General features: G+C 72.8%; 21 protein-coding genes. 9 read left to right on the plus strand and 12 right to left on the minus strand.

All coding sequences use genetic code 11. From position 1 onward, the window contains the following. Positions 1 to 114: 114 nt before the first annotated feature. The 4 genes from secA2 to ACGFIW_RS20865 all read right to left on the minus strand — a co-directional run bounded on the left by secA2 (position 115) and on the right by ACGFIW_RS20865 (position 6,624). A complete protein-coding gene (gene secA2, locus ACGFIW_RS20850; RefSeq protein WP_393318012.1) occupies positions 115 to 2,406 on the minus strand; it encodes an accessory Sec system translocase SecA2 in 2,292 nt (763 codons plus the stop codon). A 238-nt stretch (positions 2,407 to 2,644) separates the two neighbouring features. Next, a complete protein-coding gene (locus ACGFIW_RS20855; protein WP_393318014.1) occupies positions 2,645 to 4,477 on the minus strand; it encodes an ABC transporter ATP-binding protein in 1,833 nt (610 codons plus the stop codon). Between the two features lie 55 nt (positions 4,478 to 4,532). Then, on the minus strand, positions 4,533 to 5,621 hold the full coding sequence (locus tag ACGFIW_RS20860) for a zinc-binding alcohol dehydrogenase (protein WP_393318017.1): 1,089 nt from the start codon (positions 5,619 to 5,621) through the stop codon (positions 4,533 to 4,535). After that, entirely contained in the window at positions 5,614 to 6,624 is a 1,011-nt protein-coding gene (locus ACGFIW_RS20865) for a Gfo/Idh/MocA family protein (protein ID WP_393318020.1), read from the minus strand. The genes ACGFIW_RS20860 and ACGFIW_RS20865 overlap by 8 nt, the downstream gene beginning before the upstream one ends. A 202-nt stretch (positions 6,625 to 6,826) precedes the next feature. On the opposite strand from ACGFIW_RS20865, the gene ACGFIW_RS20870 reads away from it, so the two are divergent. The 5 genes from ACGFIW_RS20870 (at position 6,827) to ctaD (ending at position 12,588) form a co-directional block, all read left to right on the plus strand. Beyond that, positions 6,827 to 7,834 carry a glucosyl-3-phosphoglycerate synthase gene (locus ACGFIW_RS20870; protein ID WP_393318517.1) on the plus strand — a complete coding sequence of 336 codons (1,008 nt, stop codon included), beginning with the start codon at positions 6,827 to 6,829 and terminating at the stop codon, positions 7,832 to 7,834. A 76-nt stretch (positions 7,835 to 7,910) separates the two neighbouring features. Next, positions 7,911 to 9,068: a glycosyltransferase gene (locus ACGFIW_RS20875; protein ID WP_393318023.1), complete on the plus strand. Its 1,158-nt coding sequence runs from the start codon at positions 7,911 to 7,913 to the stop codon at positions 9,066 to 9,068. A 105-nt stretch (positions 9,069 to 9,173) separates the two neighbouring features. Continuing rightward, positions 9,174 to 9,632 (plus strand): DUF4383 domain-containing protein, encoded by a 459-nt coding sequence (locus ACGFIW_RS20880; protein ID WP_393318027.1) that lies wholly within the window; start codon positions 9,174 to 9,176, stop codon positions 9,630 to 9,632. Between the two features lie 111 nt (positions 9,633 to 9,743). After that, the gene (locus ACGFIW_RS20885; protein WP_393318030.1) at positions 9,744 to 10,472 is read left to right on the plus strand and encodes an STAS domain-containing protein; all 729 of its coding nucleotides are present in this window, start codon (positions 9,744 to 9,746) and stop codon (positions 10,470 to 10,472) included. 124 nt (positions 10,473 to 10,596) lie between these two features. Continuing rightward, on the plus strand, positions 10,597 to 12,588 hold the full coding sequence (gene ctaD, locus ACGFIW_RS20890; protein ID WP_393318033.1) for a cytochrome c oxidase subunit I: 1,992 nt from the start codon (positions 10,597 to 10,599) through the stop codon (positions 12,586 to 12,588). 92 nt (positions 12,589 to 12,680) lie between these two features. Here the strand turns inward: ctaD and ACGFIW_RS20895 are convergent, their stop codons facing one another. Together ACGFIW_RS20895 and ACGFIW_RS20900 are read right to left on the minus strand one after the other, a co-directional pair. Continuing rightward, complete coding sequence (locus tag ACGFIW_RS20895) at positions 12,681 to 13,823, minus strand: SigB/SigF/SigG family RNA polymerase sigma factor (protein WP_393318036.1); 1,143 nt, start codon at positions 13,821 to 13,823, stop codon at positions 12,681 to 12,683. Between the two features lie 223 nt (positions 13,824 to 14,046). Next, positions 14,047 to 15,489 carry a hypothetical protein gene (locus ACGFIW_RS20900; protein ID WP_393318038.1) on the minus strand — a complete coding sequence of 481 codons (1,443 nt, stop codon included), beginning with the start codon at positions 15,487 to 15,489 and terminating at the stop codon, positions 14,047 to 14,049. A 145-nt stretch (positions 15,490 to 15,634) separates the two neighbouring features. Here ACGFIW_RS20900 and ACGFIW_RS20905 point away from each other — a divergent pair, with 145 nt between their 5' ends. Then, positions 15,635 to 15,865, plus strand: a complete 231-nt coding sequence (locus ACGFIW_RS20905) for a CDGSH iron-sulfur domain-containing protein (RefSeq protein WP_393318041.1) — start codon at positions 15,635 to 15,637, stop codon at positions 15,863 to 15,865. Between the two features lie 359 nt (positions 15,866 to 16,224). Here ACGFIW_RS20905 and ACGFIW_RS20910 read toward each other — a convergent pair whose 3' ends face one another. Genes ACGFIW_RS20910 through ACGFIW_RS20920 form a run of 3 tightly spaced genes read right to left on the minus strand, consistent with a single transcriptional unit; the run spans position 16,225 to position 20,243 of the window. Continuing rightward, the gene (locus ACGFIW_RS20910) at positions 16,225 to 17,322 is read right to left on the minus strand and encodes an iron-containing redox enzyme family protein (RefSeq protein WP_393318043.1); all 1,098 of its coding nucleotides are present in this window, start codon (positions 17,320 to 17,322) and stop codon (positions 16,225 to 16,227) included. 49 nt (positions 17,323 to 17,371) lie between these two features. Continuing rightward, entirely contained in the window at positions 17,372 to 19,111 is a 1,740-nt protein-coding gene (locus tag ACGFIW_RS20915) for a thiamine pyrophosphate-binding protein (RefSeq protein WP_393318046.1), read from the minus strand. Positions 19,112 to 19,118: 7 nt separating this feature from the next. Continuing rightward, on the minus strand, positions 19,119 to 20,243 hold the full coding sequence (locus ACGFIW_RS20920; RefSeq protein ID WP_393318049.1) for a Vms1/Ankzf1 family peptidyl-tRNA hydrolase: 1,125 nt from the start codon (positions 20,241 to 20,243) through the stop codon (positions 19,119 to 19,121). Between the two features lie 141 nt (positions 20,244 to 20,384). On the opposite strand from ACGFIW_RS20920, the gene ACGFIW_RS20925 reads away from it, so the two are divergent. Beyond that, positions 20,385 to 20,933: a hypothetical protein gene (locus ACGFIW_RS20925; RefSeq protein WP_393318520.1), complete on the plus strand. Its 549-nt coding sequence runs from the start codon at positions 20,385 to 20,387 to the stop codon at positions 20,931 to 20,933. Between the two features lie 72 nt (positions 20,934 to 21,005). On the opposite strand, the gene ACGFIW_RS20930 is transcribed toward ACGFIW_RS20925, so the two are convergent. Further along, the gene (locus tag ACGFIW_RS20930; RefSeq protein ID WP_393318523.1) at positions 21,006 to 21,344 is read right to left on the minus strand and encodes a DUF3817 domain-containing protein; all 339 of its coding nucleotides are present in this window, start codon (positions 21,342 to 21,344) and stop codon (positions 21,006 to 21,008) included. Between the two features lie 154 nt (positions 21,345 to 21,498). Between ACGFIW_RS20930 and ACGFIW_RS20935 the strand changes: the two genes are divergently transcribed. Continuing rightward, positions 21,499 to 22,977: a glutamate--cysteine ligase gene (locus ACGFIW_RS20935; protein ID WP_393318052.1), complete on the plus strand. Its 1,479-nt coding sequence runs from the start codon at positions 21,499 to 21,501 to the stop codon at positions 22,975 to 22,977. A 30-nt stretch (positions 22,978 to 23,007) separates the two neighbouring features. Here the strand turns inward: ACGFIW_RS20935 and ACGFIW_RS20940 are convergent, their stop codons facing one another. Then, the gene (locus ACGFIW_RS20940; protein WP_393318054.1) at positions 23,008 to 23,394 is read right to left on the minus strand and encodes a DUF2267 domain-containing protein; all 387 of its coding nucleotides are present in this window, start codon (positions 23,392 to 23,394) and stop codon (positions 23,008 to 23,010) included. A 378-nt stretch (positions 23,395 to 23,772) separates the two neighbouring features. Here ACGFIW_RS20940 and ACGFIW_RS20945 point away from each other — a divergent pair, with 378 nt between their 5' ends. Continuing rightward, positions 23,773 to 24,792: an LD-carboxypeptidase gene (locus tag ACGFIW_RS20945; protein WP_393318057.1), complete on the plus strand. Its 1,020-nt coding sequence runs from the start codon at positions 23,773 to 23,775 to the stop codon at positions 24,790 to 24,792. On the opposite strand, the gene ACGFIW_RS20950 is transcribed toward ACGFIW_RS20945, so the two are convergent. Beyond that, the gene (locus ACGFIW_RS20950; RefSeq protein WP_393318060.1) at positions 24,789 to 25,364 is read right to left on the minus strand and encodes a GNAT family N-acetyltransferase; all 576 of its coding nucleotides are present in this window, start codon (positions 25,362 to 25,364) and stop codon (positions 24,789 to 24,791) included. The genes ACGFIW_RS20945 and ACGFIW_RS20950 overlap by 4 nt on opposite strands. Between the last annotated feature and the right edge of the window lie 24 nt (positions 25,365 to 25,388).

The following is a 25,388-nucleotide window of genomic DNA, read 5'->3' on the forward strand; positions in this document are numbered from 1 at the left end:
TCTCCCGACGTAACCGACCAGCCCTACTACCCTGCGTGACCTGGGTCGAAACGGCGCAATCAGGGCCCCGGCCGCCGTGGACGCACGGAGACAGGGGCCCTGATCGCGCCAGGGTCAGCGCGAGGCGCCGCTGAGTCGTCGACCGATCGACGCGATCAACCGGTCGAGCTCGGAGCCGAACGGGTTGTCGTGCACCAGGTACGTCCAGGTGGCGGTGGGCCGGACCAGGGTGCCGCCGTCGGGCTGCCAGTCCTCGTCGAATTCGGTCTCGTTGAAGGTGGCGAGGGTGCGGGCCTCGATCTCCGGGATCAGGTCGTTGAACGCCGGCACGGCGGCCCGGTGGAACTCGTCAAGCGGGTCGAGCCGGCCCAACGCGCGCAGGTGCACGCCCTCCCGGACCTCCGACAGCTCGGCCAGGTGCTCGGCCCACAGCCGGTCCAGGTGGTAGAGCGCGATCGACCGGGCCACCCGGGCCAGCAGGTCCTCGTCCATCTCGCTGGCCTTCTCCGGTGCCTTCTCCAGCAGCATCACCGCGGCCACGTCGCTGGTCAGCAGCCGCTCCCGGCGGGCGGCGAGCGCCTTGCGCTGCTGCTCGATCACCACGCTGTAGCGCCAGGTGTTGCGGTGGATCTCGTGGTTGACGCCCTCGGCGACCCGCTGGGCGTGCTCCACCGCGTAGTCCACCTGCTCGTCGGTGACCAGGCCGTCGGCGTTCATCCGTGGCGACGGCGGCACCGAGTCGGCGGCGTGCCGGACGACCAGGTCGTCCTCCAGGCTGACGAGGAAGACGGAGCCACCCGGGTCGCCCTGCCGGCCGGCCCGGCCCCGCAGCTGGTCGTCCACCCGACGGCTGTCGTGCCGGCCGCTGCCGATCACGTAGAGCCCGCCCAGTTCGGCGACGCGCTCCTGGTCGCTCTGGTCGCTGCCGCCGAGCCGGATGTCGACGCCCCGGCCGGCCATCTGGGTGGAGACGGTCACCGCGCCGTACGCGCCGGCCTCGGCGATGATCGCCGCTTCCTCGTCGTCGTTCTTGGCGTTGAGCACCACGCAGGGCACCCCGGCGGCGTTGAGCCCGGCGGCCAGGCCCTCGGACTCCTTGACGTCCAGTGTGCCGATCAGCATCGGCCGCCCCTTGGCGTGCCAGCGCTGGATCTCGTCGATCAGCGCCTCGTCCCGCTCCGCCCGGGTGGCGTAGATCCGGTCCGGCTCGTCCTCGCGGATGCACGGGGTGTTCGGTGGGATCACCGCGACCTCAAGGCCGAAGAACTCCCGCAGCTGGTCGCCGACCAGCACCGCGGTGGCGGTCATCCCGCAGACCTTCGGGTAGAGCGCGATGTACGCCTGCACGGCGATCGTGCCGAGCACCTCGCCCTCGGCGGTGGCGTCCAGGCCCTCCTTGGCCTCGACCGCCGCCTGGAGCCCGTCCGGCCAGCGGCGGCGCTGGGCCACCCGGCCGCGCATCTCGTCGACCAGCTCGACCGAGCCGTCCCGGACGATGTAATCCACGTCACGGTTGAGCAGGGCGTGCGCGTGCAGCGCCACGTGCACCGCGGAGAGCTGCGTGACGTGCTCCTCGTCGTACAGGTCGATACCGAGCTTGGCCTCGACGGCGGCCAGGCCGGCGGAGGTGAAGGCCACGCTGCGCCCGTCCTCGGCGACCGTGTAGTGCTTGCCCTTGCGCAGCCCGCGGACCAGCGCGGCGGCGGCGTGCACCGGGTCCTGCTCGCCCGGCACGGCGCCGGCCAGGACCATCGGCACCCGCGCCTCGTCGATCATGATCGAGTCGGCCTCGTCGACGATCGCGGTGGCCAGCTCGGGCTGCACCCGGTCGGCCACGTCGGTGACCAGCTGGTCGCGCAGGTAGTCGAAGCCCGCCTCGCTCACCGAGACGTAGGTGACGTCGCAGGCGTACGCCTCGCGCCGCTCCTGCGGGGTGGACGCCTCGTTGACCCAGCCGACGGTCAGACCGAGCAGGGTGTAGACCGGCTCCATCCACTGGGCGTCACGGCGGGCCAGGTAGTCGTTGATGGTGAGCACGTGCACCGGCCCGTTGCCGAGCCGGACATGCCCGTACGCCGCGATCGTGGCGGTCAGCGTCTTGCCCTCACCGGTGGCCATCTCGGCGACCTTGCCGGACAGCAGCGACATGGCGCCGATCAGCTGCACGTCGTACGGCCGCTGGTCGAGACCACGGCGGGCGGCCTCGCGGCCGACGGCGCAGATCTCCTCATAACCGACGGCGGCACCCGCGGCCTCGGTCAACTCGGCGTCGTCGAGCGCGGCGAGATCGTCCGCACGCGCCTCGATCGCCGGCAGCAGCTTCTCCAGCGGAGCAAGATCCACGGTCGAGCCGGGGCGCTGGAGGAAGCGCCGGAACTTGCTCTTGAACCGTTGCGACACACCCATGAGCGGCAACGGTACGCGATTCCGGCCGGCTTGCGCGGCCCGGCCGCCGGCAAGTCGACACCGAGCGGACTGAGCAGGCCGCGCCCGGCGGAGGGAGCAGGTCGCCCCCCGGCGGACTGAGCAGGCCGACCCCTGCGGAGGGAGCAGGTCGCCCCCCGGCGGACTGAGCAGGCCGACCCCTGCGGAGGGAGCAGGTCGCACCCTGCGAAGGGAGCAGGTCGACCTCGGACGGCGACGGTCAGCCGACCAGCAGTTGGTGGCTGGCCAACTCCCGGTAGAGCGGGTCGGTGGCGGTCAACTCGGTATGCGTGCCCACGGCCACCACCCGGCCGCCGTCGAGGACGACGATCTGGTCGGCGTCGACAACTGTGGCGAGCCGGTGCGCCACGATCAACAGGGTGCGGCGGACGGCCACCGCGTCGATGGCGCGGCGCAGCGCGGCCTCGTTGCGCGAGTCGAGGTTGCTCGTCGGCTCGTCGAGCAGCAGCACCGGCGGGCCGGACAGCAGCGCGCGGGCGATGGACAGCCGCTGCCGCTCACCCCCGGAGAGCAGCACACCACCCTCGCCCACCTGCACGTCCAGGCCGTGCGGGGTGCGCTGAACGAGGTGGCCCAGGTTGACCTCGTCGAGGACCTCACGCAGCCGGTCGTCGGTGGCGTCCGGCGTGGTGATCAGCAGGTTCTCGCGCAGCGTGCCAGCCAGCACCGGGGCCTCCTGCTCGACGTAGCCGAGCCGGGCCCGCAGCACGTCGCGGGGCACGGCCCGCACGTCGTGGCCGTCGATGCGGATCGTTCCCGCGCTCACCTCGTAGAAGCGCTCGACCAGGGCGAGCAGCGTCGACTTGCCGGCGCCGGAGGGGCCGACCAACGCGGTACGCGTCCCGGCGGGCACGGCGAAGCTGACCTCGTGCAGCACCGGCTCACCGCCGGGGTACCCGAAGCTCACCCGGTCGAACTCGATCATCGGGGCGGGCCGGCGCGGGGGCGTCGGCACGGCGGCGGGCGCCGGCGGGTCGTCCGCGCCCTCGGCGGGCACGGCGAGGATCTCCTCGATCCGCTGGAGGGCACCCAGACCGGACTGCAACTGGGTGTACGCCCGCAGCACCTGACCCAGCGGCAGCGCCAGGAGGAACAGGTACATGACGAAGGCGACCAGGTCACCGACGGAGATCGCCCCGGCGGCGACCCGCGCCCCACCGATGCCGAGCACCAGCAGGAACGCGCCCTGCACGGTGATCGAGCCGATCGGGCCGACGAGTGACTGGACCCGGGCCACCCGCAGCCCCGCCTCGTACGCCTGCCGCGCGCTGCCGGTGACGGTCTGCGTCTCCCGGGTCTCGGCGCGGCTGGCCCGGATGGTCCGGGCCGCCGAGATGGCCCGTTCCACCGCCGAGGTCATCTCGCCGATCCGCTCCTGGGCGGTTCGGGCCAGCGCCCGGACCCGGCGGGCGAAGGTGGCGGCGAAGCCCAGCCCCAGCGCCACCCCGAGCAGGGTGACGCCGAACAGCAGCGGGTCGAGCAGCACCATGGCGGTGCCGGCGCCGACCACCGTCACCGCCCCGGTGACCGTCTCGAAGAGCCCGGAGGTGACGACCGCTCGCAACAGGGTGGTGTCCGAGCCGACCCGGGAGAGCAGGTCACCGGTACGCCGGCGGTCGTACTCGGCGATGGGCAGCCGCAGCAGGTGCCCGGCGAGCCGGCGCCGAGTGCCCAGCACCAACCCCTCGGCGGTGCGTTGCAGCAGGTAGTCGCGGAGCCCACCGATCACCGCGCCGAGCACCACGAGGGTCACCAGCACCGCCACCAGGTCGGCCACCGGGTGGTCGGCGCCGATCCGGTCGAGCACCGACCGGGTGAGCAGCGGTTGTGCGAGCGACGCCGCCGCGCCGACGAGCGACAGCACGCCCACCACCACCAGGGTGCCGGTGTGCTCCCGCAGGTACGGCAGCAGCGCACCCAGACCGACCGGCCGACCCGCGGCGGTGTCGCCGGCCGGCCGGTCCGTCAAGCTGCGGTCGGTCGGCCGGCGCGCCGAGGTGCCGCCGGCCGACCCGTGCGTGGAGCTGCTCATGCCGGGAACGGTAGTCCGCCCCGTCACCCCGGCGGGCGCGCTCCGGCGCGGCGGGTCAGGTGGACAGCACCACCTGGAGCTCCTGGCGGCGACGCTCGGCCAGGTCGGTGAGCAGGGTGGGCGCCTCGTCGAACGGCACCACCGCCGAGACGACGTGCTTGCGGACCACGTCCCCGTAGGTCCGGAGCAGGTCGACGGTTTCCGCGGAGAGGCGCTCGCGGTCCCAGGTGGGGGCCAGCCCGCGCGGCACCCGGCCGATCTGCGCGCAGCGCAGCGACAGCCCGTTGTGGTGGAACTCCTCACCGAGCCGGACCGCGTCCGCGCCGCCCTGGTAGAAGGCGAGGTCGATGACGGTGCCCTGGGGCCGCAGCAACCGCAGCGCGAGCTGCAACGCCCACGCCTGCCCCCGGCACTGGAACACCACGTCGGCGCCCCGGTCACCGGCGGTGTGCGCCCAGCGGGTCTTGAGCACGACCGCCGGATCGTCCGCGTCCGGGTCGAGGGTTTCCAGGCCGAGCGCCTCGGCGACGTGGCGGCGCTGCGGGGTGGGGTCGAGCACCACCACCGAGGCAGCGCCGTTGCGCTGGGCGAACAGCGCCGTCAGCAGCGCCACCACGCCCGCGCCGACCACGGCGACCCGTCGGCCGCGTACGCCGTCGCCGAGCGTGCGGACGTCCGTGCCGTGCAGGTCGGCGGCGGCGTGCAGCAGACCGTTGGCGCAGATCGGGCCCATGTGCGCCACGTAGACGCCGAGCAGCGGATCCAGGTCTTCGGGCAGCGGCACGAACCGCTCGGCGACCGGGTCGGCCAGCCAGCCGGTGCGGTGCCCGTACGTCATCGCGCCGACCGCGCCCACCGCGACGGCCGGGGTCTCGCTCTCCACGACCCGGCCGACCTGCATGTAACCCAGCCGGGTCACCGGGTACGGCGTGCTCGCCGCGCCCGGTTGGAACAGCCCCAGGTCGGCGTTCCAGGTGACGTTGAGGTAGGGGTTGGTGCCCTTGACGTAGCTCAGTTCGGTGCCGGCCGAGACGCCGCTGAACAGCGTCTCGACCCGGAACGTGCCGGGGCGCAACGGGGCGGCGTCCTGCTCTGCCAGCTCCACCCGGCCGGGGCCGGTGACCACCACGACCTTCTCACGCATCGACTGTCACCCCCGCGCTGAGCACCGCCGGGGCGGTGGGGGCGGCGAGCCGCACGGTCGCGCCGGTGCGGGCCGAGTCGGCCACCGCGAGGGCCAGCCGTTGGGTCGCGAGGGCCTCGGCGTACGGGACGCGGATGTCGTCGCCGATGCCGCGTACGGCGTCGACGAAGGCGCGGTCCACCGCCACCCGGGCGGCCTCCGGGTCGGCGGGGATGTGTCGTTCACCGTCGGCGTCGCGGATCGTCAGGCCGTCCTCGGTGAGCGCGAGGGCCAGCCCGTCGGCGAGGATCTCCACACCGGCGCGGTGTTTCCAGCCGAGCACGCAGGCGGCGCTGAGCGTGCCGACCGCGCCGTCGGCGAAGCGCAGGGCGGCGGTGGTCACCGAGTCGATGTCCGCGCCGTCGACCGGCGGCGGTGTGCCGTTGCCGTACGCGGTGACCTCGGTGACCTCCCCGGCCAGCACCCGGATCAGGTCCAGCACGTGGGCGGCCTGCTCGACCACCGGGCCCCCGGAGCGGTCCCGCCGCGACCACCACGCCACCGGGGGCACCTTGTCCAGCCAGGCGCCGCTGACCATCCGCACCGGACGGTCGGCGAGCAACTGGCGGGCCTCGTCGAGCACCGTGAGGTATCGCCAGTGGTGCCCGACGGCGGTACGCAGCCCGCTGCGGGCGACCCGCTCGGCGATCCGCTCGGCGGTGTCGAGGTCGACCGCGACGGGCTTCTCCACGAACATCGGCACGCCGGCGGCGAGCACGGCCTCCTCGGCCGGGCCGTGCGCGAACGGCGGCACGCAGACGTAGACCGCGTCCGGGCCGGTGGCCAGCAGCTCGGCGACGTCGGCGCAGGATCGCCCGCCGTGCTGTGCGGCGAGCGCGGACGCCGCCTCCGGTGTGACGTCGGCGACGGCGACCACCTCGACGTCGTCAAAGGAGGCCAGCACCCGCGCGTGGCGTTGTGCCACCCCGCCGGCTCCGACCAGACCCACCCGGCATACACGCATCCGACACCCCTTTACCGACGTTTCTTCTGCGATGGGAGCAGTCCCCTGGGGCGTGCGCAATCAAACGTTCATCCCCCGGGAACGCGCAAGCGTCACCCTTGTGATCAAGCTGTTGCCAAGAGAGCGGTTAGAGCGTGCCGGCGAATGGGAACAACCAAATTCGGTTTTTCCACGCACGAATGGAGGGGTGCCCGTGCGGGATATGACAACGAGCGTGTCACCGGTGGTGGAGGCGTGGGCCACGTACCGGACGACGTCGGCCGGTGACTGGCCGGCACGTCGACTGATGCGGGCCAAGGGATCGACCCGGGTCAGTGTGGTGCTGCCGGCCCGTAACGAGGAGGCCACCGTCGGCGCGATCGTGTCGACCATCCGGGAGCACCTGATGGATCGAGTCGCCCTGGTCGACGAGCTGATCGTGGTGGATTCGCGGTCGACCGACCGCACCGCGCAGGTGGCGAGCGCCGCCGGGGCGGAGGTGGTCAGCCAGGACGCGATGACCCGTGGGCTGCCCCGGCTGACCGGCAAGGGCGACGCGCTCTGGGCCGGGTTGGCCGCCGCCGAGGGTGACGTGGTGGCGTTCATCGATGCCGACCTGCGTGAGTTTCGCCCGCACTTCGTGAGCGGACTGCTCGGTCCGCTGCTGACCGATCCCTCGGTCGATTTCGTCAAGGGCTTCTACCACCGGCCCCTGGTGGGCGCCGCCAGCGTGGAGCAGGACGGCGGCGGCCGGGTGACCGAGCTGATGGCCCGACCACTGCTCAACCTCTTCTGGCCCGAGTTGGCCGGCTTCGTGCAGCCGCTCGCCGGCGAGTACGCGGGCCGCCGGGACGCGCTGGCCCGGGTGCCGTTCGTCTCCGGGTACGGGGTGGAGACGGCCATGATGATCGATCTGCTCGACCTGGTCGGCCTGGACGCGATGGCGCAGGTCGACCTCGGTGAGCGCAAGCACCGCCACCAGGACACGGCGGCCCTCGGCCGGATGTCCGCCCAGATCATGTTGACCGCCTGGTCCCGGTTGCAGCGGCGCGGGTGGGCGGCCCCCGGGCTGACACCGGAGGCGTTGCTGACCCAGTTCCGTCGGGGCGGTTCCGACACGCTGCCCAACCTCGACCGCGAGATCGTGGTCAGCGACGTGTCCATCGAGGAACGCCCGCCACTGGCCGAGCTGCGCCACCGGGTGCCCCGCCGCCGGGTGGCCGCCGCGTGAGCGCGAGGAGTGAGCCGGTCCTGCGAGCCCCGCGCCCGCGAACCGGAGGCACCACCGGCCGGAGGGGACGGGCACGATGAGCCTCACCGTGCTGATGAACGCCGGCCCGTGGCTGTCGGTGCCACCGCCCGGTTACGGCGGTATCGAGAACGTGATCGCCACGCTGGTGCCGGAGCTGCGGCGACTCGGCGTACGCGTGGTGCTCGCCTCGGTGGGCAGCAGCACCCTGCCGGTGGACGAACGGGTGTCGGTCTTCGCCGACGGGCAGTTCGCCGCGTTGCAGCGGCCGTACAACCAGGTCTGCGGGATCGCCCAGGCGCACCTGGCCGGGGTGGTCCGGGAGCTGCATGCCCGCGATGACATCGACCTGGTGCACGACCACGTGGAGGCGGTCGGGTTGGCCACGCTCGCCGCGATGGGCCCGGCGGGTCCGCCGACCCTGCACACCCTGCACTGGGACCTGGCCAAGCACCCGGCGCTCTACGGCGGGCTGGACGGCGGCGACCGGGTCCGGGTCAACGGCGTCTCCGCGTCGCAGTTGGCCCGAGCCCCACTGGCGTTGCGGGAGCACTCGGTGGGGCACGTGCACCTGTCCACCCCGCTCGCCGTCGACGCCGACCGGCAGCCGATGCCGGCCAAGGGCAGGCACCTGCTGATCCTGGGTCGGATCAACCCGGGCAAGGGGCAGGACGTGGGCGCCCGTCTCGCGCACCGCGTCGGCCTTCCGCTGGTGCTGGCGGGCCCGGTGGGCCCGTACCATCGGCCGGCCGATCTCGCCGCGGCCGGCGACGAGGCCCGACAGAACCCGGACGTGCGGTTCTTCCTCGACGAGGTGGCACCGCACGTCGATGGCGACCTGGTCCGCTGGATCGGCACCGTGGCCGGCCAGGAGCGCGACGACCTGCTCGCCGGTGCCCGCGCGTCGCTGTTCCCGCTGCGCTGGGAGGAGCCGGGCGGGACGGCGGTCGTGGAGTCGCTGGCCCTGGGCACGCCGGTGGTGGCCACCGCCCGGGGTTGCCTACCGGAGTTGATCGAGCACGGCCGCACCGGCTTGCTCACCACCGACGAGGAGGAGCTGGCTGACCTCGTACTCGGAGCCGAGTCGCTCGACCCCGACGAGTGCCGGCGGGTGGCCGCGCAGCGCTTCACCCCCGCGGTGATGGCGCAGCGCTACCTGGAGCTGTACGAGCGGGTCCGGCACCTGGCCAGCGAGCCGAGGCTGCTCCCGGCCTGACCGGCGGCCCGGCCGAAACCGGCGGCACGGCCAAGGCGCGGTTTGGGGGTGGCGGCAGCGGGTAGCCCCGCAGCCTCATGCCCGCCGCGCAGCGAGGAGCCGGTGATGGTCGGATCGATGGCGCACTCCCGGGCGCGGCCCAACCCGGCCGACGGCAAGCCGCCGGTACGCCGCGCGGCGGCCTCGGTGGGGGTGCTGTTCCTGCTGGTCGGCGCGCTGGGCTTCGTGCCGGGGATCACCAGCGGCACGGACGCCCTGCGGTTCGCCGGGCACGGCTCGGGCGCGTACCTGTTCGGCGTCTTCCAGGTGTCGGTGCTGCACAACCTGGTGCACCTGGCATTCGGGGTGGCCGGGCTGGTGCTGGCCCGGACGGTCAGCGGTGCCCGGGCGTTCCTGATCGGCGGCGGTGCCGTCTACCTGGTGTTGTGGCTCTACGGGCTGGCGGTGGACCACGACACCGGGGCGAACGTCCTCCCGGTCAACGACGCGGACGACTGGCTGCACCTGGGCCTCGGCCTGGGCATGGTCGCGCTGGGTGTCCTCACCGGGCGTTCCCGTCGGTGACCCTGCCGTCGCGAGGCGTGACCCGCGTCGCCCCGCCGCCGGTGCCGGTTTGGCGCGGCAGAGACTCGGGTAGTTGGCAGATCCCGACCCCAGCAGCGAATCGAGGGCACGATGTCCAGCCGGATCACCTGCGACGTGCGCTCCACGGCACCGGTGGCGGTCGTCCGGCTCCGCGGCGCACTGGACCTGGGCACCATGCGCTCGGTGCATGAGGCGCTCAACGACGCTCTCGTCGACCAGACCGAGGCGCTGGTGGTCGATCTGACCGAGGTCGACGTCCGGGACCGGCTGGCGCTGTCGGTGTTCGCCGCGGCCGCCCGGCGGGCCGAGGAGTGGCCGGCCGTACCGGTGGTGCTCTGCTCCCCGTCGCCGGTCGCCGAACGGTGGCTGGCCGAGACGACCACCTGCCGGGTGGTCCCGGTGTCTCCGAGCTGCGCCGAAGCGACCCGGGTGGCCGGCACGATGGCCACGTTGCGGATGCGGGCTCGGTTGGAGCCGGTGGCCGGGGCCTGCCGGCGTGCCCGGGAGTTGGTCACCGACGCGTGCGCGCGGTGGAATCTGCCCGACGCGTCCGGCCCGGCCGCGCTGGTGCTCAGCGAGCTGGTCGGCAACGTGGTCCGGCACGCCGGCACCCCGATGCAGGTGACGGTGACCCTGCGCCGGCCCTATCTGCACCTGGCGGTGGTGGACGGCAGCCGTGCCCAGGCCCGGCCCGGCGGCACGGACCTGCGCGCCGAGGGTGGGCGGGGTCTGCTGCTGGTACGCGAGCTGACCCAGCGCTGGGGCAGCGTGCCGGCCGGCCAGGGTAAGGCCGTCTGGGCGATGCTGCCGGCAACGTGAGCGTTCGCGGTGCCTGCACCGGTACCGGCGATCTGACCGAAATTACCGCTCTGGCCTGGTTACATGGTGGGAAGGTCGGGTAGGCACGCCCGTCCTTTCTGCCGTCACGACGGGGTGAGCAGCCATGCCCAAGCGGGTAACCACGGAACCCGGTCGCGATCGGGGCCCGGCGATCCTGGCACCGGCCCGTTTCGGGGGGTTCCCCGGAGCGGTCCGGGCACCGGTCCCCGGCAGCTCGTTGATCAGGTTTCTCGCCACGACCGACCACAAACAGATCGGCCTGCTGTACCTCCTGACCTCCTTCGGGTTCTTCCTGCTGGCGGGGTTGCAGGCGATGCTGATGCGCGCCGAGCTGGCCCGCCCGGGGTTGCAGTTCCTCTCCTCGGAGCAGTACAACCAGCTCTTCACCTCGCACGGCGCGGTGATGCTGCTGCTGTTCGCCACGCCGGCGGCGTTCGGGTTCGCCAACTTCATCGTGCCGATCCAGATCGGCGCACCGGACGTCTCGTTCCCCCGACTCAACGCGCTGGCCTACTGGCTCTACCTGTTCGGCGGACTGATGGTGGTCGCCGGCTTCCTCACCCCGCAGGGGTCGGCCGACTTCGGCTGGACCGCCTACACCCCGCTGAGCAGCGTCGAGAACTCCCCCGGGGTGGGCGCGAACATGTGGGTGCTCGGCCTGGTGCTCTCCGGGCTCGGCACCATCCTCGGCGCGGTCAACCTGATCACCACGATCCTCACCCTGCGCGCGCCCGGCATGACCATGTTCCGGATGCCGATCTTCACCTGGAACATGCTGTTCACCAGCGTGCTGGTGATCCTGGTCTTCCCGCTGCTGGCCGCCGCGCTCCTGGCGCTGTCCGCCGACCGTCTGCTCAACGCGCACGTGTACGACGCGGTCACCGGCGGCCCGATGCTCTGGCAACACCTGTTCTGGTTCTTCGGTCACCCCGAGGTGTACATCATCGCGTTGCCGTTCTTCGGCATCATCACCGAGATCATCCCGGTCTTCTCCCGCAAGCCGCTGTTCGGCTACACCGGGATCGTCCTGGCCACCGTCGCGATCACCGTGCTGTCCATGACGGTCTGGGCACACCACATGTTCGCCACCGGCCAGGTGCTGCTGCCGTTCTTCAGCATCCTGAGTTACCTGATCGCCGTGCCCACCGGTGTGAAGTTCTTCAACTGGATCGGCACCATGTGGAAGGGCCAGCTCACCTTCGAGACACCGATGCTGTTCGCCATCGGCTTCCTGGTCACGTTCCTGCTCGGCGGCCTCACCGGGGTCCTGCTGGCCAGCCCGCCGGTCGACTGGCACACCCACGACACCTACTTCGTGGTGGCGCACTTCCACTACGTGGTGTTCGGCACGGTGGTCTTCGCCCTCTTCGGCGGCTACTACTTCTGGTGGCCCAAGATGACCGGGCGACTGCTCGACGAGCGGCTCGGCAAGGCGCACTTCTGGACCATGTTCATCGGCTTCCACGGCACCTTCCTGGTGCACCACTGGCTGGGCGCCGAGGGCATGCCCCGGCGGTACGCCGACTACCTGCCCAGCGACGGATTCACCACGCTCAACACCGTCTCCAGCATCTTCGCGTTCATCCTCGGCCTGTCCACGCTGTTCTTCATCTACAACGCCTGGAAGTCGTGGCGGTACGGCGCGGTGGTGACGGTGGACGACCCGTGGGGCTTCGGCAACTCCCTCGAATGGGCCACCAGTTGTCCGCCGCCGCTGCGCAACTTCGACCGGATGCCCCGGATCCGCTCCGAGCGCCCCGCCTTCGACCTGAAGTACGGCCCGCTCGTCGCCGATCTGGGCCGGGACCTGCCGCAGCGCACCACCAAGCCGCCGCAGCACTTCGCCGAGGAGTTGCGGATGGAGCACCACATTCCGGAGTCGCCGGCCGCCGAGGGCGCGCACGGGGCCCGGGACGCGACCGACTACCAGCCGGCACCACGCTCGGGTGCCCGGCCGGTGGAGGTGCCGGAGCCCGAGGGCGTCCGCCGGCCGAGCTTCGAGCAGAGCGACGCGCCCGAGGACGCCGAGGACGCGCCGAAGCCGCACGAACGCTGGCGGCACCCGCACAGCGACGGCAACCCCGAGGAACACTGATCGGCGTACGCCGAGAGGGCCGACACCCGGCGGTGTCGGCCCTCGTCGCGTCGTCGGTCGGTGCGTACCGCCCCGACGGCACCTGCGGTGGGTCAGTCGCGGGCGGGTGCCAGGCCGGCGGCGGTGAGCGAGCGGCGTACCGCGGGCTGGACCCGGGTCAGCCGCAGCGGCACGCCGGTCCGCTCGGCCGCGTCCCGTCCCGCCATCAGCGCGGCGATCCCACCGGCGTCGAACCCACCCGCGCCGACCAGGTCGACGACCACCTCGCTGGGCTGGCCGGTGACCGCCTCCAGCATGGCCCGGCGCAACTGGTCCGCGCCGTCGCGGTCGATCTCGCCGCCGACCTCGACCACCACCCGGTCGCCGTTCTGCTTCACCGAGATCCGGGTCTTGCCCGGGTCGGGTTCGGCGGCACCGTTCTGCCAGGGCGGCGGCGCGTCGGCGAGCATCGCCTGACGCAGCCAGGTCAGCGCCCGCGACAGCAGCCGGGACACGTGCATCTGCGAGATGCCGAACCGGGCGGCGATCTCGGCCTGGGTCTGGTTGCCGTAGAAGCGCATCGCCAGGATCCGCCGCTCGCGCCAGGGCAGTCGGTGCAGCAGACCGCTCACCGTCACCCGGTCGTCGACCGACTCCAGGGCGTTGTCCGACTCGCCGACCAGGTCACCGAACTCCGCGGAGCTCTCACCGCCCACCGGGGCGTTGAGGGAGGCCGGGCTGTAGCCGGCGGCCGACTCCAGCGCGGCGAGGATCTCCTCCTCCGGCGTCTCCAGACGGGCCGACAGCTCGGCCACCGACGGCGCCCGGGACAGTTCGCTGGTCAGTGCGGCGGTGGCCTGCCCGACCTCGAGGATCAGGTCCCGCAGCCGGCGGGGCACGTGTACGCCCCAGGTGCGGTCCCGGAAATGCCGTTTGATCTCCCCCACGATGGTGATCGCGGCGTACGCGGTGAACGAGCCCCGTTCCGGGTCGTACCGGTCGACCGCGTTGACCAGCCCCAACCGGGCGACCTGCTCCAGATCCTCCAGCGGCTCCCCACGCCCCCGGTACCGGCGGGCCAGCCTTCCGGCGAATGGCAGCGCGAAGCGCACCAGGTCGTCGCGGGCCTCCCCCCGCCGCTCCGGCGGCAGCCCGGCGATCCGGGCCGCGTACGCCAGTGCCGCCGCGTCGAGGTCCTCCAGACCCCGCTCGCTGGGTGGTGGTGTGGTCGTGGTCGTGCTCGTCTGTCCGAACATCCGCGCCTCCCTCAGGAAGGTCCCCCGCCCGGATCGGGAAACCGGTCGTGCGCGTGGTCGAGCCACGCACCGGGCCGGAAAAGTGGGTCAGTGACTGGGATGCCAGCGGGCGACACCGCCTCTACGCAGCGCAATCAGGCCGTCGCAGCCAGCGATGTTCCCGCTCCGTAGGTACTCAATCACGGGACCCCGGGTTCGCGAGGAAGTTTCGGCGTGCTCCGCCTCAGGAGACCAGCAACCCCTGGTGGCCGCCGCTGTCCCGGAGCACGGCCAGCGCCTCGGCGGCCCCCAGGGGAGGCGGCGCGGGCAGGTCGTACGGCTGGGCACGCAGCACCTCGGTGGCCCGGCGGGTGGGCACCGAGGTGACCGGGTAGCCCCGGGCCGTGGTGCGGTCCAACGCCCGACGCCGCCGCCCGAAACCGGCCACCGCCAGCCACTGCGGCAGCCCGGCCAGGGCCGGTGAGCGCATCCCGGGCGGCTCGGGCAGCACGTCCACCGAGCTGAACGCCTCGCTGCCGGCCAACCACCACTCGGCCTCGTCGACGCTGCGCCGGGTGGCGTTCTCACACCAGTACGGCACCAGCCCCGCCCGCACCACCTGCCACGGGTCGAGCAGCCGGCCGCACTCCACCACCAACCGGTCACCGGTCTTGCCGGCGGCGCGCAGCCACCGCCGGTACAGGTCGGCCACGCCCGCGCTCAGTGCCGCCGGCCGGGGCACCAGCACCCGGTGCAGCGGGTGCTCGTGCCGTGCGGACCAGTCCCGCAGGGCCGGCTCGAAGCCCGGGTGGACGCCGTGCTCGGCGTAACCCGACGGTACGGACACCTCCGGTGGCTCCCAGCGGGCGGCGTCACCGCCGGCGGAGCGCAGCACCTGCCGCAGCGCGTGGCTGTCCGGGTGGAAGTCGACCGGGTCCAGCCCGCTGGCCGGGCAGCCGACCTGGAAGCTGTGGCCGGGCGTGCGCTCCAGCACCGGCCAGGTGCGCGCGTCGCGAACCAGCAGGACGGGGGCACCCGGGACCAGCCGGTCGGCCAGAAACTGCGCGTACGCGGCCGGTAGGGCCGTCCACGCGGCGGTCAGCGACACGGTGGCCCCGGTCAGCGGGCCCCGGCTGGCCGGGCAGTGCACCTGGCGCAGGTGCAGGTCGGCGTTGCCGGCGAGCAGTCGCACGGCGAGTGCCGCACCGTGCTCCAGTGCGTCCGCCGGGCGGTCCACCGCGCCGTCGGACCAGTGCACGGTCATCTCGAAGCCAGCCGGCAACCACGGCACGCCGAGAGCCACCGCGAGGTGTGCCGCCGCGCCGTGTGGTGAGCCGATCAGCACCCCGGGGTAGCGCCGGCGGGGGTACTGGTCGACGAACCAGCGGGCCACCCGGGCGGCGTCCACCTCGTCGGCCTGGGCCACGGTGAGCGCGACCCGACCGGCGGCGCGGGTGACCGCGGCGCGGCGTACCGGCTCCGGGGCGCCCGGGAACCGCGACGTCGGCCCGGGGTGCCCGAGGTCGGCGCAGTCCGCCCCACGCAGGGCCCGGGCGGTGGCGGCGACCAACACCCGGGCGGCGCTGCCCGCGGCCACGACCCGGTCGCCGGCGAGACCGGCACCATCGGCCGTGAGCCCCTTGTGCACCTTGTGCACCGGCCCCACCTTGCCTCTTTCGCTCACCACGCGGCCCGGCTTCCCGTCCCGATGGGGTTCAAACGGGGCATCACCCACCCGGCGGCACATTCCGCTGGTCAGCGGGGTGCGCCGGTCATCACCGCCGTTGCGCGGCGCGGGTTTCGCCAGGGCCAGGACGGGCACTTCCGGGGCCATGCGCACCGACGACGCCAGCGAATCAGCCGCCGCCACGATCACCCCGTACGAGGACGGACCGCTGCTGGTCCGCGGCGACTTCGCGCTTGTCACGCCGGACGGCGAGCACATCGACACGCGCCGGGGCACGGTGGCGTTGTGCCGGTGCGGCAAGTCGGCGCTCAAGCCGTTCTGCGACGGCACCCACAAGGCGATCAACTTCCGGGCCGGCACCGCCCGCGAGGGCTGACCCCACGTCGCCCGGTGTCGCCCGGTGTCGACCCCGTGTCGACCCGTGTCGAGAGCACGCGGACGGGCCGCACCAGGGGCACGCGCCGCCTTTGCTCTGCACCCGCCGATGCGCCAGTGACGGAACGTGGGCGCCCGCCAGTTGCCGACCGTGGGTGGCGCGCGGGCGGGTGCAGAGCAAAGGGGTGGGGACGGTGACCGGCACGCCCACCCACCAATCGGCGGCCACCAATCGGCGGCCACCAATCGGCGGCCAACAACCAGCGGCCAACAACCAGCGGCCAACAACCAGCGGTCGACAGGCGGCCCCGCCCGCCTGGGCGTGATCCGTCGGCTTGCCGAGGTGACGAACCCCTCGGCTCAGACGAGCGCGGGCGGGGCCGGCGGGGCCACCGTGGGCAACGCGACAAGCGGGACCTTGGGCGGCGGGGCCGGCGCGACGGGTGTCCGCAGCGAACTGCGGCCGGCGGCCCAGCTGTCCAGTAGGTGCGCCGCGAACAGCCGGTCCACCGCGAGCCCGGCCGCCGCGCCGAAGAGCACGTCGGGGGCGAGGGCCGGTTCGACGCGGACCAGGCCGCCGCACATGTCGTGCGCGGCGATCTGCTCGTGCACCGCGTCGGCCTCGACGTGCTCGTCGTAGAAGCGGGTGGCCACCTCGTCGAGGCCGAGCCGGCGCAGCCCGTTGCCGTAGCGACGGTTGGGCAGCGAGGAGGTCATCTCGAACGCGGCCAGGTGCCCGAGCAGCGCGCCGCGCAGCCGCCGGTGCAGCCCGAACAGCGACATCAGGTTGTTCGTCGCCAGGGTCACCGCGGGTGCCGCGTCCAGGTGGGCGCCGTAGGAGGCGTCCAGGCCCAGCCGTTGCAGGGTGCGCCGGAACAACTCGGCGTGCATCCGATCCAGCCGGCCGTTGCCGTACTCATCGGTCTGGATCTCCACGAGCGCGGCCTTGGCCGGCCCACCGAGGCGGGGCAGGGCCCAGCTGTGCGGGTCCGCCTCGCGCAGGTGGTAGACGGAGCGATGGGCGACGAACTCGCGGAACTGGCCGAGGGTGGCGCGTCGTTGCAGCGTCAGGGCCAGCGGTGGTCCGTCGTCGGCCGCGACCAACTCGGCCAGGCCGGCCGCCACCCCGGCGGCCGGCACCGACGGTGCGCCGACCAGCCGGCGCAGCGCCGCCTCGAAGGGCCGTTCGGCTTCGGCGCGCAGCGCGAGCAGCGTCGGCTGCCACTCCCACGCCTCGTCCACGCCGCGCCAGCCCCGGTAGTGCAGCTCGTAGCAGAGGAACAGGGTGAGCTGAAGGTCCTCGTCCGTGATCGGGTCGGCCGGATCGAGGTTGGCGCCGAGGCCGGCCGGCAGGTCGTGCGGCGGGCGCCGGAGAGCGTCGAGCACCGCGGCGGAGAGCGGGCCGCGCGATCGTGGCAGTGTCGCGGGACCGTAGCGGCGGTCAACCTGCTCGGACATGGGACCTCCAGCGTCGTCGGGCCGCTACTGATGCCCTGGCCGAGGGCAGCTAAACGAGGTCTTCGGCGTTCGCGGTGACCTCCACCTGCTCGCGGACCTTGCGGGCCGGAGCGCCGTCGGCGTACAGGCCGCGCAGGTCCGCGAACGCCGGCTCCGGCGGCGCCAGCGACACCGCCGGGTCGACGACCGCCTCCAGTACGCAGGGACGGTCCGCGGCGAGGGCCTCGTCCCAGGCCGCGCCGACCAACTCCGGGCGGTCCACCCGCACACCGTGCAGCCCGAGCAGGCGGGCCCAACCGGCGTACGGCACGTCGGGGCGGCGGTTGCCCGGGTCGGACGACGGCTGCCGCCCGCCGCCCGTGCCGCTCTGGTCCCGGTTGTTGAGCACCAGCACCACCAGCCGAGGGTCACGCCAGCTCTGCCAGTGGTGCGACACGGTGATCAGCTCGGCGAGCCCGTTGAGCTGCATCGCCGCGTCGCCGAGCAGCGCGATCACCGGCTGGCCGGGGGCGGCGAGCTTGGCGGCCACCGCGTACGGCAGCGCACAGCCCATCGAGCCGAGGGTGCCGCAGAGCTGCGCGTTCACCCCGGGTGGCAGGGTGAGGTGCCGGGCGTACCAGTAGAGGACCGAACCGACGTCGACCGCGACCGCCGCGGTGCCCGGCAGGCGGGCGGACAGCTCCTGGAGTACGAGCTGCGGGTTGACCGGGTCGGCGGGCGCGGCCACCCGGTCGGCGGCGACCTCCCGCCACCGGTCCACCGAGCTTTCCACGGTGGCGCGCCACCGCTGTTCGGGTCGACCGCGCAGCCGGGTCAGCAACGCCCGCAGCGTCTCGGCGGCGTCGCCGACCAGCGGCACGTCGGCCGGGTAGCGGGTGCCGATCCGCCGGCCGTCGATGTCGATCTGCACCGTGCGGGCCTGCTCCGGCATCGGGAAGTAGCCGGTCCACGGGTCGTTGGTGCCGACCATCAGCAGCGTGTCGCAGCCGCCTATCAGCTCGGCCGCGGCCGCGGTGCCGACCTCGCCGAGCACCCCGGTGTGAAACGGCAACCGCTCGTCGAGCACCGGTTTTCCCAGCAGCGACGTGGCCACCCCGGCACCGAGCCGGTCGGCCACCTCGATGATCTCGGCGGCCGCGTCCCGCCCGCCCTGACCCACCAGGATCGCGACGCGCTGACCGCCGGCGAGCAGTTGCGCCGCGGCGTCGAGATCCGCCTCGTGCGGCAGCACCCGGGCCAGCGGCTCACCGGGGGTGGCCGAGACCACCCCGGCGGCGTACGTCTGCACGTCGGGCACCAGGGCTTCCTGCAACTGCCGGGGCAGCACGACACAGGTCGGGCTACGGGTCGCCGCCGCCGTCCGGAACGCCTGGTCCAGCAGGGCGGCCACGTCCTCGGGGTTGCGCCCGTAGCGGACGAACTGGTTGCACACGTCGCCGAAGAGCCGACTCAGCCCGATCTCCTGGTGCGCGGCGCCGAGCGGCCCGGAGATGTCCTCCCCGACGATCGCCACCACCGGCTTGCTGTCCAGCTTGGCGTCGTAGAGGCCGTTGAGCAGTTGCACGGCGCTGGGCCCCTGGGTGGCGAGACACACCCCGATGCCGCCGGTGAACTTGGCGTGCCCGGTGGCCATGAACGAGGCGGTCTCCTCGTGCCGGGCCGGGACGAACGCCGGCTCGCCGCCGGAGCGGTCCAACGCCTCGATCAGCGGGGTGATCGCCTCGCCCGGGTAACCGAAGGCGCGGGGCACCCGCCAGGCCAGGAGCCGTTCCACCACGAGATCAGCCACCCGGCGCTCAGCCATTGCCGCGCCCCGGTGTGCTGGGGTCGACGTAGCGCAGCACCGCACCCACCCCGTCGGTGAGGTCGGGTGCCTCGTCCGCGCCCAGCACGGTCAGTGCCGCGTCGGTGCCGACCAGCGCGCGGACCAGCGCCGCGTCGGCGCGTACCCGTTGCGGGTCGGCCACCGACATGGCGGCCAACTGCCCCGGGTCGACGGCGATCTCGGTGGGTTGCGCGCCGATCCACAGCTCGCCGTCGGCCGACGGGTCATCCACGATCAGCATGGTGTCCACCTGGTTGCGTTGCAGGGCCGACACGACCGCGTCGAGGCCGCCGCCCACGTCCTCCTGCACGCCGAACCTGTCCAGCGCGGCGCTGATCCGCTGGTCGGCGATCTCCGCGATGGTCTGCACGGTGAGGTCGTCCAGCATCGTCTGGTCGGCACCCCCGGCCCGCGACCCGGCATCGGTACGGACCACCAGGTCCTGCCAGCGCTCCGGCATCTGGGCGGCGATCATTCCGGTGGCCCGCACGTCACCGGCGACCACGACCACGTCCGCGCCGACCCGGTCGGCCAGTTCCACCGTCGCGGCCGTGACGTCACCGGCGTTCTGGTGCCACGCCTCCATGGCCGCCCGTTGGTAGCGCGACTGGGACCAACCGCCGGGCTTCGTCCGCCGCAGCGGGAACTCGTCCCGGCCGGCGACGTGCGCCCGTCGGGGCACCCCGCCGGCGCTGACCGCCATCGCGTCGGCGCCGAGCCGGTCGGCGACCACACGGACCCACGCCACCTGTTCGCCGCGTTGGGCGAGCAGCGGCATCACGTGGGGCAGCGGCGCGAAACTGGCCAGGTCGCGCAGTGGTGGCGCGGACAGGTACTCGGAGAGCACCACCCGACCGTGGCTGGCGAAGACGGCCAGGCCGTAGTCGCCGACCATCGGGTCGTGTCCGCGGATCACCCGGTCCAACGCGGCGATGCTGGCCTCGTCCGCGCCCTGTTCGGTCAGGCGACTCTGCAGGGCGCGCCAGCGCAGGTCCAGCGCGGGATGGGCGTCCTCCGTGTCGGCGGAGGCGTCCAGGTACACCGAGCACCACGGCCCGGGACGGTCGTAGAGCGGGCGCAGGAAGGACAGCTGCATGCTCGACCCCTTTCCAGCTCGGCCCCCCGCTTACCCTCCTCGCCCGCGATGTCACCTCGGGCCGTGAGCCCGTGACCAGGTTTCATTCACGTCGTTCAACCCAGGACGTCGATACCATCTGTGCACACAAGCGGACTCTCGGTGGTGGGAATGGACAGCGGACTCGAAACCCGACGGATCGTGCATCCGACCGAAAGGATCGTCACCGGGCGGCTGATCCGCCTGCTCGACGGCTACACCCGCGAGGTACGCGTCGGTCAGCCGGTGCTGGTGGCGGTGCTCGCCGCGGCGGCGATCGCCCGGCTGCCCGCCCTGCTGTTGCGCGCGGTGTTCTCGTTCGGCGGTGGCGGCACCCGCCGGCGCTGGAAGGAGCTGAAGAAGGGCCCGGAATACCTGGTCATCCCGGTGCGCCTGCGCAACACCGCGGGCCAGCTCTGCGAGGTGGAGTTGCACGGGCACCTGCCGCAGAGCGCCCTGCACCCGGCCGACCAGGTGCAGCTCACCCTGCGCCCGCAACGCGACCCGGAGTTGCCGCCGCGCATCGAGCGGATCGTCAACCTCACCACCGGGCAGTTGCTCACCCCGCGCACCGCGACGCTCTGGTCGCACCTCGGGCCGCCGCTACTGTTGCAGGCGTTCCTGGGCGCGCTGCTGCTCGCCGGTGTCGCGGCCTGCTCCGCACTCACCTGACCGCTCAGGCAGGCTCCCCCGCCGATTGGCGGGTCAGCCGACCGGGGGCGGGCTCGCGGGCCGACCGGCGGGTCAGCCGACCGGGGCGGGCTCGCGGATCGGTTGGCGGTCGGCCCCGAGCATCCCCCGGCGGCGAGCCCAGCGCTCGTAGGCCAGGGTGGCGAACGGCGGCACGGCACTGACCAGGGCGACCGCCGTGGCCGGCAGGCTCCACCGGTGCAGTCGGGCCATGGCCAGCGTCAACAGGACGTACGCGATGAACAGGCCGCCGTGGATCGGGCCGAAGATCTTCACACCCAGCTCGTTGCCGGGCGGGCCGTACTTGACAAGCATGCCGACCAGCAGGGCCAGCCAGGAGCAGGCCTCGGCGATCGCCGCCGCGACGAACAGCCGGGTCACCTTCTCGCGCATCCGCACGCCACCACCTCTCGGCCAGCAATGCTATCGGGGCGGTCTGACTGGGCTATCAGGGTGGGCATCTGGGTAGGAGAGGGCCATTGGGTGTTCCCCCGCCCGACGAGGACGTGCGAGGTTAGGGGGAACCAGCGGTGACAGGGTGGTGACGATGGGCGAGGACGTCGGCGTACGAACCTTCAGTCGAGAAGATCGGGCCCGCTATCGCGACAAGGTCCGCCGCTGCCTGGATGTCTTCGCCGAGATGCTGCGCGAGTCGCGTTTCGACGTCGACCGGCCGATGACCGGCGTGGAGATCGAGCTGAACCTGGTCGACGAGGCGTCGAATCCGGCGATGCGCAACGCCGACGTGCTGGCGGCCGTCGCCGATCCGAGCTTCCAGACCGAGTTGGGCCAGTTCAACGTCGAGATCAACGTGCCGCCGCGCCGGCTGACCGGCACCGGGACCGCCGACTTCGAGGAGTACGTGCGGGCCAGTCTGAACGCCGCCGAGGTGAAGGCGCGGGCGATCGGCGCGCACATGGTCATGATCGGGATCCTGCCGACGCTGCGTCCCGAGCACCTGACCGCCGAGACGCTCTCGGCCAACCCCCGCTACAAGCTGCTCAACGAGCAGATCTTCGCGGCGCGGGGTGAGGATCTGCCGATCGCGATCAGCGGGGTGGAGCGCCTGGCGGTCACCGCCGACACGATCACGCCGGAGGCGGCCTGCACCAGCACCCAGTTCCACCTCCAGGTCAGCCCGGTCCAGTTCGCCGACTACTGGAACGCCGCCCAGGCGATCGCCGGCATCCAGGTCGCCGTCGGCGCGAACTCGCCGCTGTTCTTCGGCCGGGAGCTGTGGCGCGAGACCCGCATCCCACTGTTCCAGCAGGCCACCGACACCCGGTCGGAAGAGATCAAGGCCCAGGGGGTACGCCCCAGAGTCTGGTTCGGCGAACGCTGGATCACCAGCGTGTTCGACCTGTTCGAGGAGAACGTGCGCTACTTCCCGGCGCTGTTGCCGGTCTGCGACCCGCAGGACCCGACGCGGACCCTCGCGGCCGGTGAGGTGCCCAACCTCGCCGAGCTGCGCCTGCACAACGGCACCGTCTACCGGTGGAACCGCCCGGTGTACGACGTGTCCCGCGGTCGACCGCATCTTCGGGTGGAAAACCGGGTGCTGCCCGCCGGCCCGACCGTGCTGGACACCATCGCCAACGGCGCCTTCTACTTCGGACTGGTGCGTGCGCTTGCCGAGTCCGACCGACCACTGTGGTCGCAGATGTCGTTCAGCGCCGCCGAGGAGAACTTCACCAACTGCGCCCGGCACGGCATCGACGCGCAGGTCTTCTGGCCCGGCCTCGGCTATCTGCCCGTCACCGAGCTGGTGCTGCGCCGGCTGCTGCCGATGGCACACCACGGCCTGGACCGGTGGGGGCTCGACCCGGGCGAACGCGACCGGCTGCTCGGCATCATCGAGCAGCGCTGCCTGACCAGCCGCAACGGCGCGAGCTGGCAGGTGGAGACGCTGCACCGACTGGAGTCGGCCGACCACCTGGACCGGCCGGCGGCGCTGCGGGAGGTGGTCCGCCACTACGTGGACCTGATGCACAGCAACCGGCCGGTGCACGAGTGGCCGATCCCGTGAGCGCCCCGGGTGGCCCGACTGGCGCGGGGTTCAGCCTCGCGGGGTGGGCACACCGAAGAGATCGATGATGCCGCCGGGAAGCTGGGCGAGCAGGTCGTTGCGCTCGTCGTCGTCGAGCGCCTCGGCGACGGTACGCAACACCGCCTGGGCGTGTTGACGCACCTGGTCCGCGTTCGCGACCTGTTCGCGGTCCCCGACGTTCTTCAGGAACTCGCCGACGTCCCACCGGCGGCCCTGCGGGTTGCGGGTGACGGACCCGTTCAGCCGCTCCGGTAGCTGTGCCGCCAGGTGGTCGGCCTCCTGTCCGGCGAGCCGTTCACCGAGCACCGACAGGACGGCCTGCACGGACCGCACGGCCTCGTTCTCACCGAGGCCCGCTCGCTGTCGTACCGTGGCGATCATCTGCTCGTACTCCATGCTCCGCTCCTTCGGTTTCCTCGACCTGCGGTCAGGCCGGGCTGCGGACGAACGGGGCGAGTTCCCAGGCTCCCTGACCACAAACGGGGTCACGCGCGGATCCGGACGTCCCGCCCTCGGCGGTCGGGGCCGCACGAAACCCGCCAGTCAGGGCACTCGGATCGCCGGTGCGGCCGGGTCGGGCCGCGCGGGAAGCCCACCGGGGCGTCGCGCGTCCGTCGACTGGGGACCGTCCCTTGTGGGCGCCCCTGGCGTCGATGACTGTCGTACGCTGTGGCGGCTCGCACATCGTCAGACGAGGGGATGCCGATGGCCACGTCAGGACCAGACCCAGCTTCGACCCGAGGGCCCGCGCGGGTGCCCCTGTCCCGTCGACACATGCTGCGGATGGGAGCGGCGGCGGCCGGTGGCGCGGTGCTCGCCGGCGGGTTGGAGACCGGGCCCGCGCAGGCCGCGCAGGCTGGTGCGAAGCGTGTGCTGCGGGCTCCGGCGCTGGCGCCCGGTGATCGGGTCCGGGTCGTGTCGCCCGGCAGCACTCCCGACCCCACGAACATGGCCCGCGGCATCGAGATCCTGCGAAGCTGGGGCCTGGAGGTCGAGCTGGGCACGCACGTCTTCGCCACGTACGGCTATCTGGCCGGCACCGACGCGCAGCGGCTGGCCGACCTCAACGCCGCGCTCAACGACCCGGGGATCCGTGCGGTCTTCGCCGCCCGTGGCGGTTACGGCACCCAGCGGATCGTCGATCGCATCGACGTGTCCGGCGTTCGCCGGGATCCCCGGGTGGTCGTCGGGTTCAGCGACATCACCAGCATCCACGGCAAGCTCTGGCGCGAGACGGGCCTGGTCACCTTCTACGGTCCGATGGTCAACTGGAGCGACGACCGCACCGGCCCTGATTCGGCCGAGGCGCTTCGCCGGGCGGTGATGACCACCGCACCCGTGACGATCGTCCGGGATCCGGCCGAGACGGCGGCGCCCGTGCTGGTGCCGGGGCGCGCGTCGGGCCCTCTGCTCGGTGGCTGCCTCACCCTGCTCTCCACCTCGCTGGGTGCCGGTGACATCCCGAAGTTCGACGACGCCATCCTGTTCTTCGAGGACGTCGACGAGGCTCCGTACAGCATCGACATGATGCTGACCGAGCTGCGCCGGGTGGGCGTGTTGTCGAGGGTTGCCGGGGTGGTCATCGGCCAGATCACCAACAGCGTCGGCGAACCCGGCGAGTGGGACGCGGCGGCGGTGCTGAAGGACCGCCTGTACGACCTTGGCGTGCCGGTCCTGGGCGGGCTACGGCTGGGGCATGGCAACGGGCAGCTCACCGTTCCGCTCGGCGCACGGGCCACGATCGATGCCGAGGCGGGGACCCTGACGGTGGAGCCGGGAGTCCGGCCGCGCTAGCCTCCCGCCGCCGCGTCCCAGGGGGACGGGTCGTCGCGCAGCCGGCTGTAGAGGTAGGCGTCGCGCCACTGGCCGGCCCGAAACTCACTGGCCCGCACGACGCCCTCCAACTGGAAGCCGGCCTTCTCCAGCGCCCGCTGCTCGGCGATGTTCTCCGGGTGGGTGCCGGCCTGGATGCGCTGCGCCGGCGTGTGCTGAAACAGGTAGTCGCAGAGCAACGCCTGCGCCCGCCAGCCGATCCCCCGCCCGCGCCAGGGCGGCAGGAGAAAGATGCCGATCTCCCAGTACGATGCCCGCCCGGCGTAACGCCCGGAGATGTAGCTGACGAGGCCTGCGGCTGCCCGCTCCTGCTCCACCTCGACGATGAGCCGCCCGTCGTCCTCGCCGAGGTAGCCGTCGACGGCGAACCGCCGAGCCGGCGCCCCAGCGTCGCGGAAGCCGGCCCAGTCCAGACCGATCAGGCCCGGCTCGGTGCAGAGCCGCCGAAATATCGCCAGGTCGGGCTCGGCGACGGGTCGCAGCCGAACGGTGAGATCTGCCGTCACCGGCACCGACGTGCCACCGTGATCCATGGCGACACGCTAGCCGCCAACCCG

Source organism: Micromonospora sp. NPDC048935, assembly GCF_043197875.1.
In the GTDB taxonomy this organism is placed as follows: domain Bacteria; phylum Actinomycetota; class Actinomycetes; order Mycobacteriales; family Micromonosporaceae; genus Micromonospora.

Bases quoted from the DNA above. Each gene is read 5' to 3' on its own strand.
- ACGFIW_RS20935 (WP_393318052.1), top strand. From the start codon at position 21,499: ATGGGCGAGGACGTCGGCGTACGAACCTTCAGTCGAGAAGATCGGGCC.
- ACGFIW_RS20860 (WP_393318017.1), bottom strand. From the start codon at position 5,621: ATGCGTGAGAAGGTCGTGGTGGTCACCGGCCCCGGCCGGGTGGAGCTG.
- ACGFIW_RS20855 (WP_393318014.1), bottom strand. From the start codon at position 4,477: ATGAGCAGCTCCACGCACGGGTCGGCCGGCGGCACCTCGGCGCGCCGG.
- ACGFIW_RS20950 (WP_393318060.1), bottom strand. From the start codon at position 25,364: ATGGATCACGGTGGCACGTCGGTGCCGGTGACGGCAGATCTCACCGTT.
- ACGFIW_RS20895 (WP_393318036.1), bottom strand. From the start codon at position 13,823: ATGTTCGGACAGACGAGCACGACCACGACCACACCACCACCCAGCGAG.
- ACGFIW_RS20885 (WP_393318030.1), top strand. From the start codon at position 9,744: ATGTCCAGCCGGATCACCTGCGACGTGCGCTCCACGGCACCGGTGGCG.
- ACGFIW_RS20945 (WP_393318057.1), top strand. From the start codon at position 23,773: ATGCTGCGGATGGGAGCGGCGGCGGCCGGTGGCGCGGTGCTCGCCGGC.
- ACGFIW_RS20870 (WP_393318517.1), top strand. From the start codon at position 6,827: ATGACAACGAGCGTGTCACCGGTGGTGGAGGCGTGGGCCACGTACCGG.
- ctaD (WP_393318033.1), top strand. From the start codon at position 10,597: ATGCCCAAGCGGGTAACCACGGAACCCGGTCGCGATCGGGGCCCGGCG.
- ACGFIW_RS20905 (WP_393318041.1), top strand. From the start codon at position 15,635: ATGCGCACCGACGACGCCAGCGAATCAGCCGCCGCCACGATCACCCCG.
- ACGFIW_RS20880 (WP_393318027.1), top strand. From the start codon at position 9,174: ATGGTCGGATCGATGGCGCACTCCCGGGCGCGGCCCAACCCGGCCGAC.
- ACGFIW_RS20875 (WP_393318023.1), top strand. From the start codon at position 7,911: ATGAGCCTCACCGTGCTGATGAACGCCGGCCCGTGGCTGTCGGTGCCA.
- ACGFIW_RS20930 (WP_393318523.1), bottom strand. From the start codon at position 21,344: ATGCGCGAGAAGGTGACCCGGCTGTTCGTCGCGGCGGCGATCGCCGAG.
- ACGFIW_RS20920 (WP_393318049.1), bottom strand. From the start codon at position 20,243: ATGCAGCTGTCCTTCCTGCGCCCGCTCTACGACCGTCCCGGGCCGTGG.
- ACGFIW_RS20940 (WP_393318054.1), bottom strand. From the start codon at position 23,394: ATGGAGTACGAGCAGATGATCGCCACGGTACGACAGCGAGCGGGCCTC.
- secA2 (WP_393318012.1), bottom strand. From the start codon at position 2,406: ATGGGTGTGTCGCAACGGTTCAAGAGCAAGTTCCGGCGCTTCCTCCAG.
- ACGFIW_RS20865 (WP_393318020.1), bottom strand. From the start codon at position 6,624: ATGCGTGTATGCCGGGTGGGTCTGGTCGGAGCCGGCGGGGTGGCACAA.
- ACGFIW_RS20910 (WP_393318043.1), bottom strand. From the start codon at position 17,322: ATGTCCGAGCAGGTTGACCGCCGCTACGGTCCCGCGACACTGCCACGA.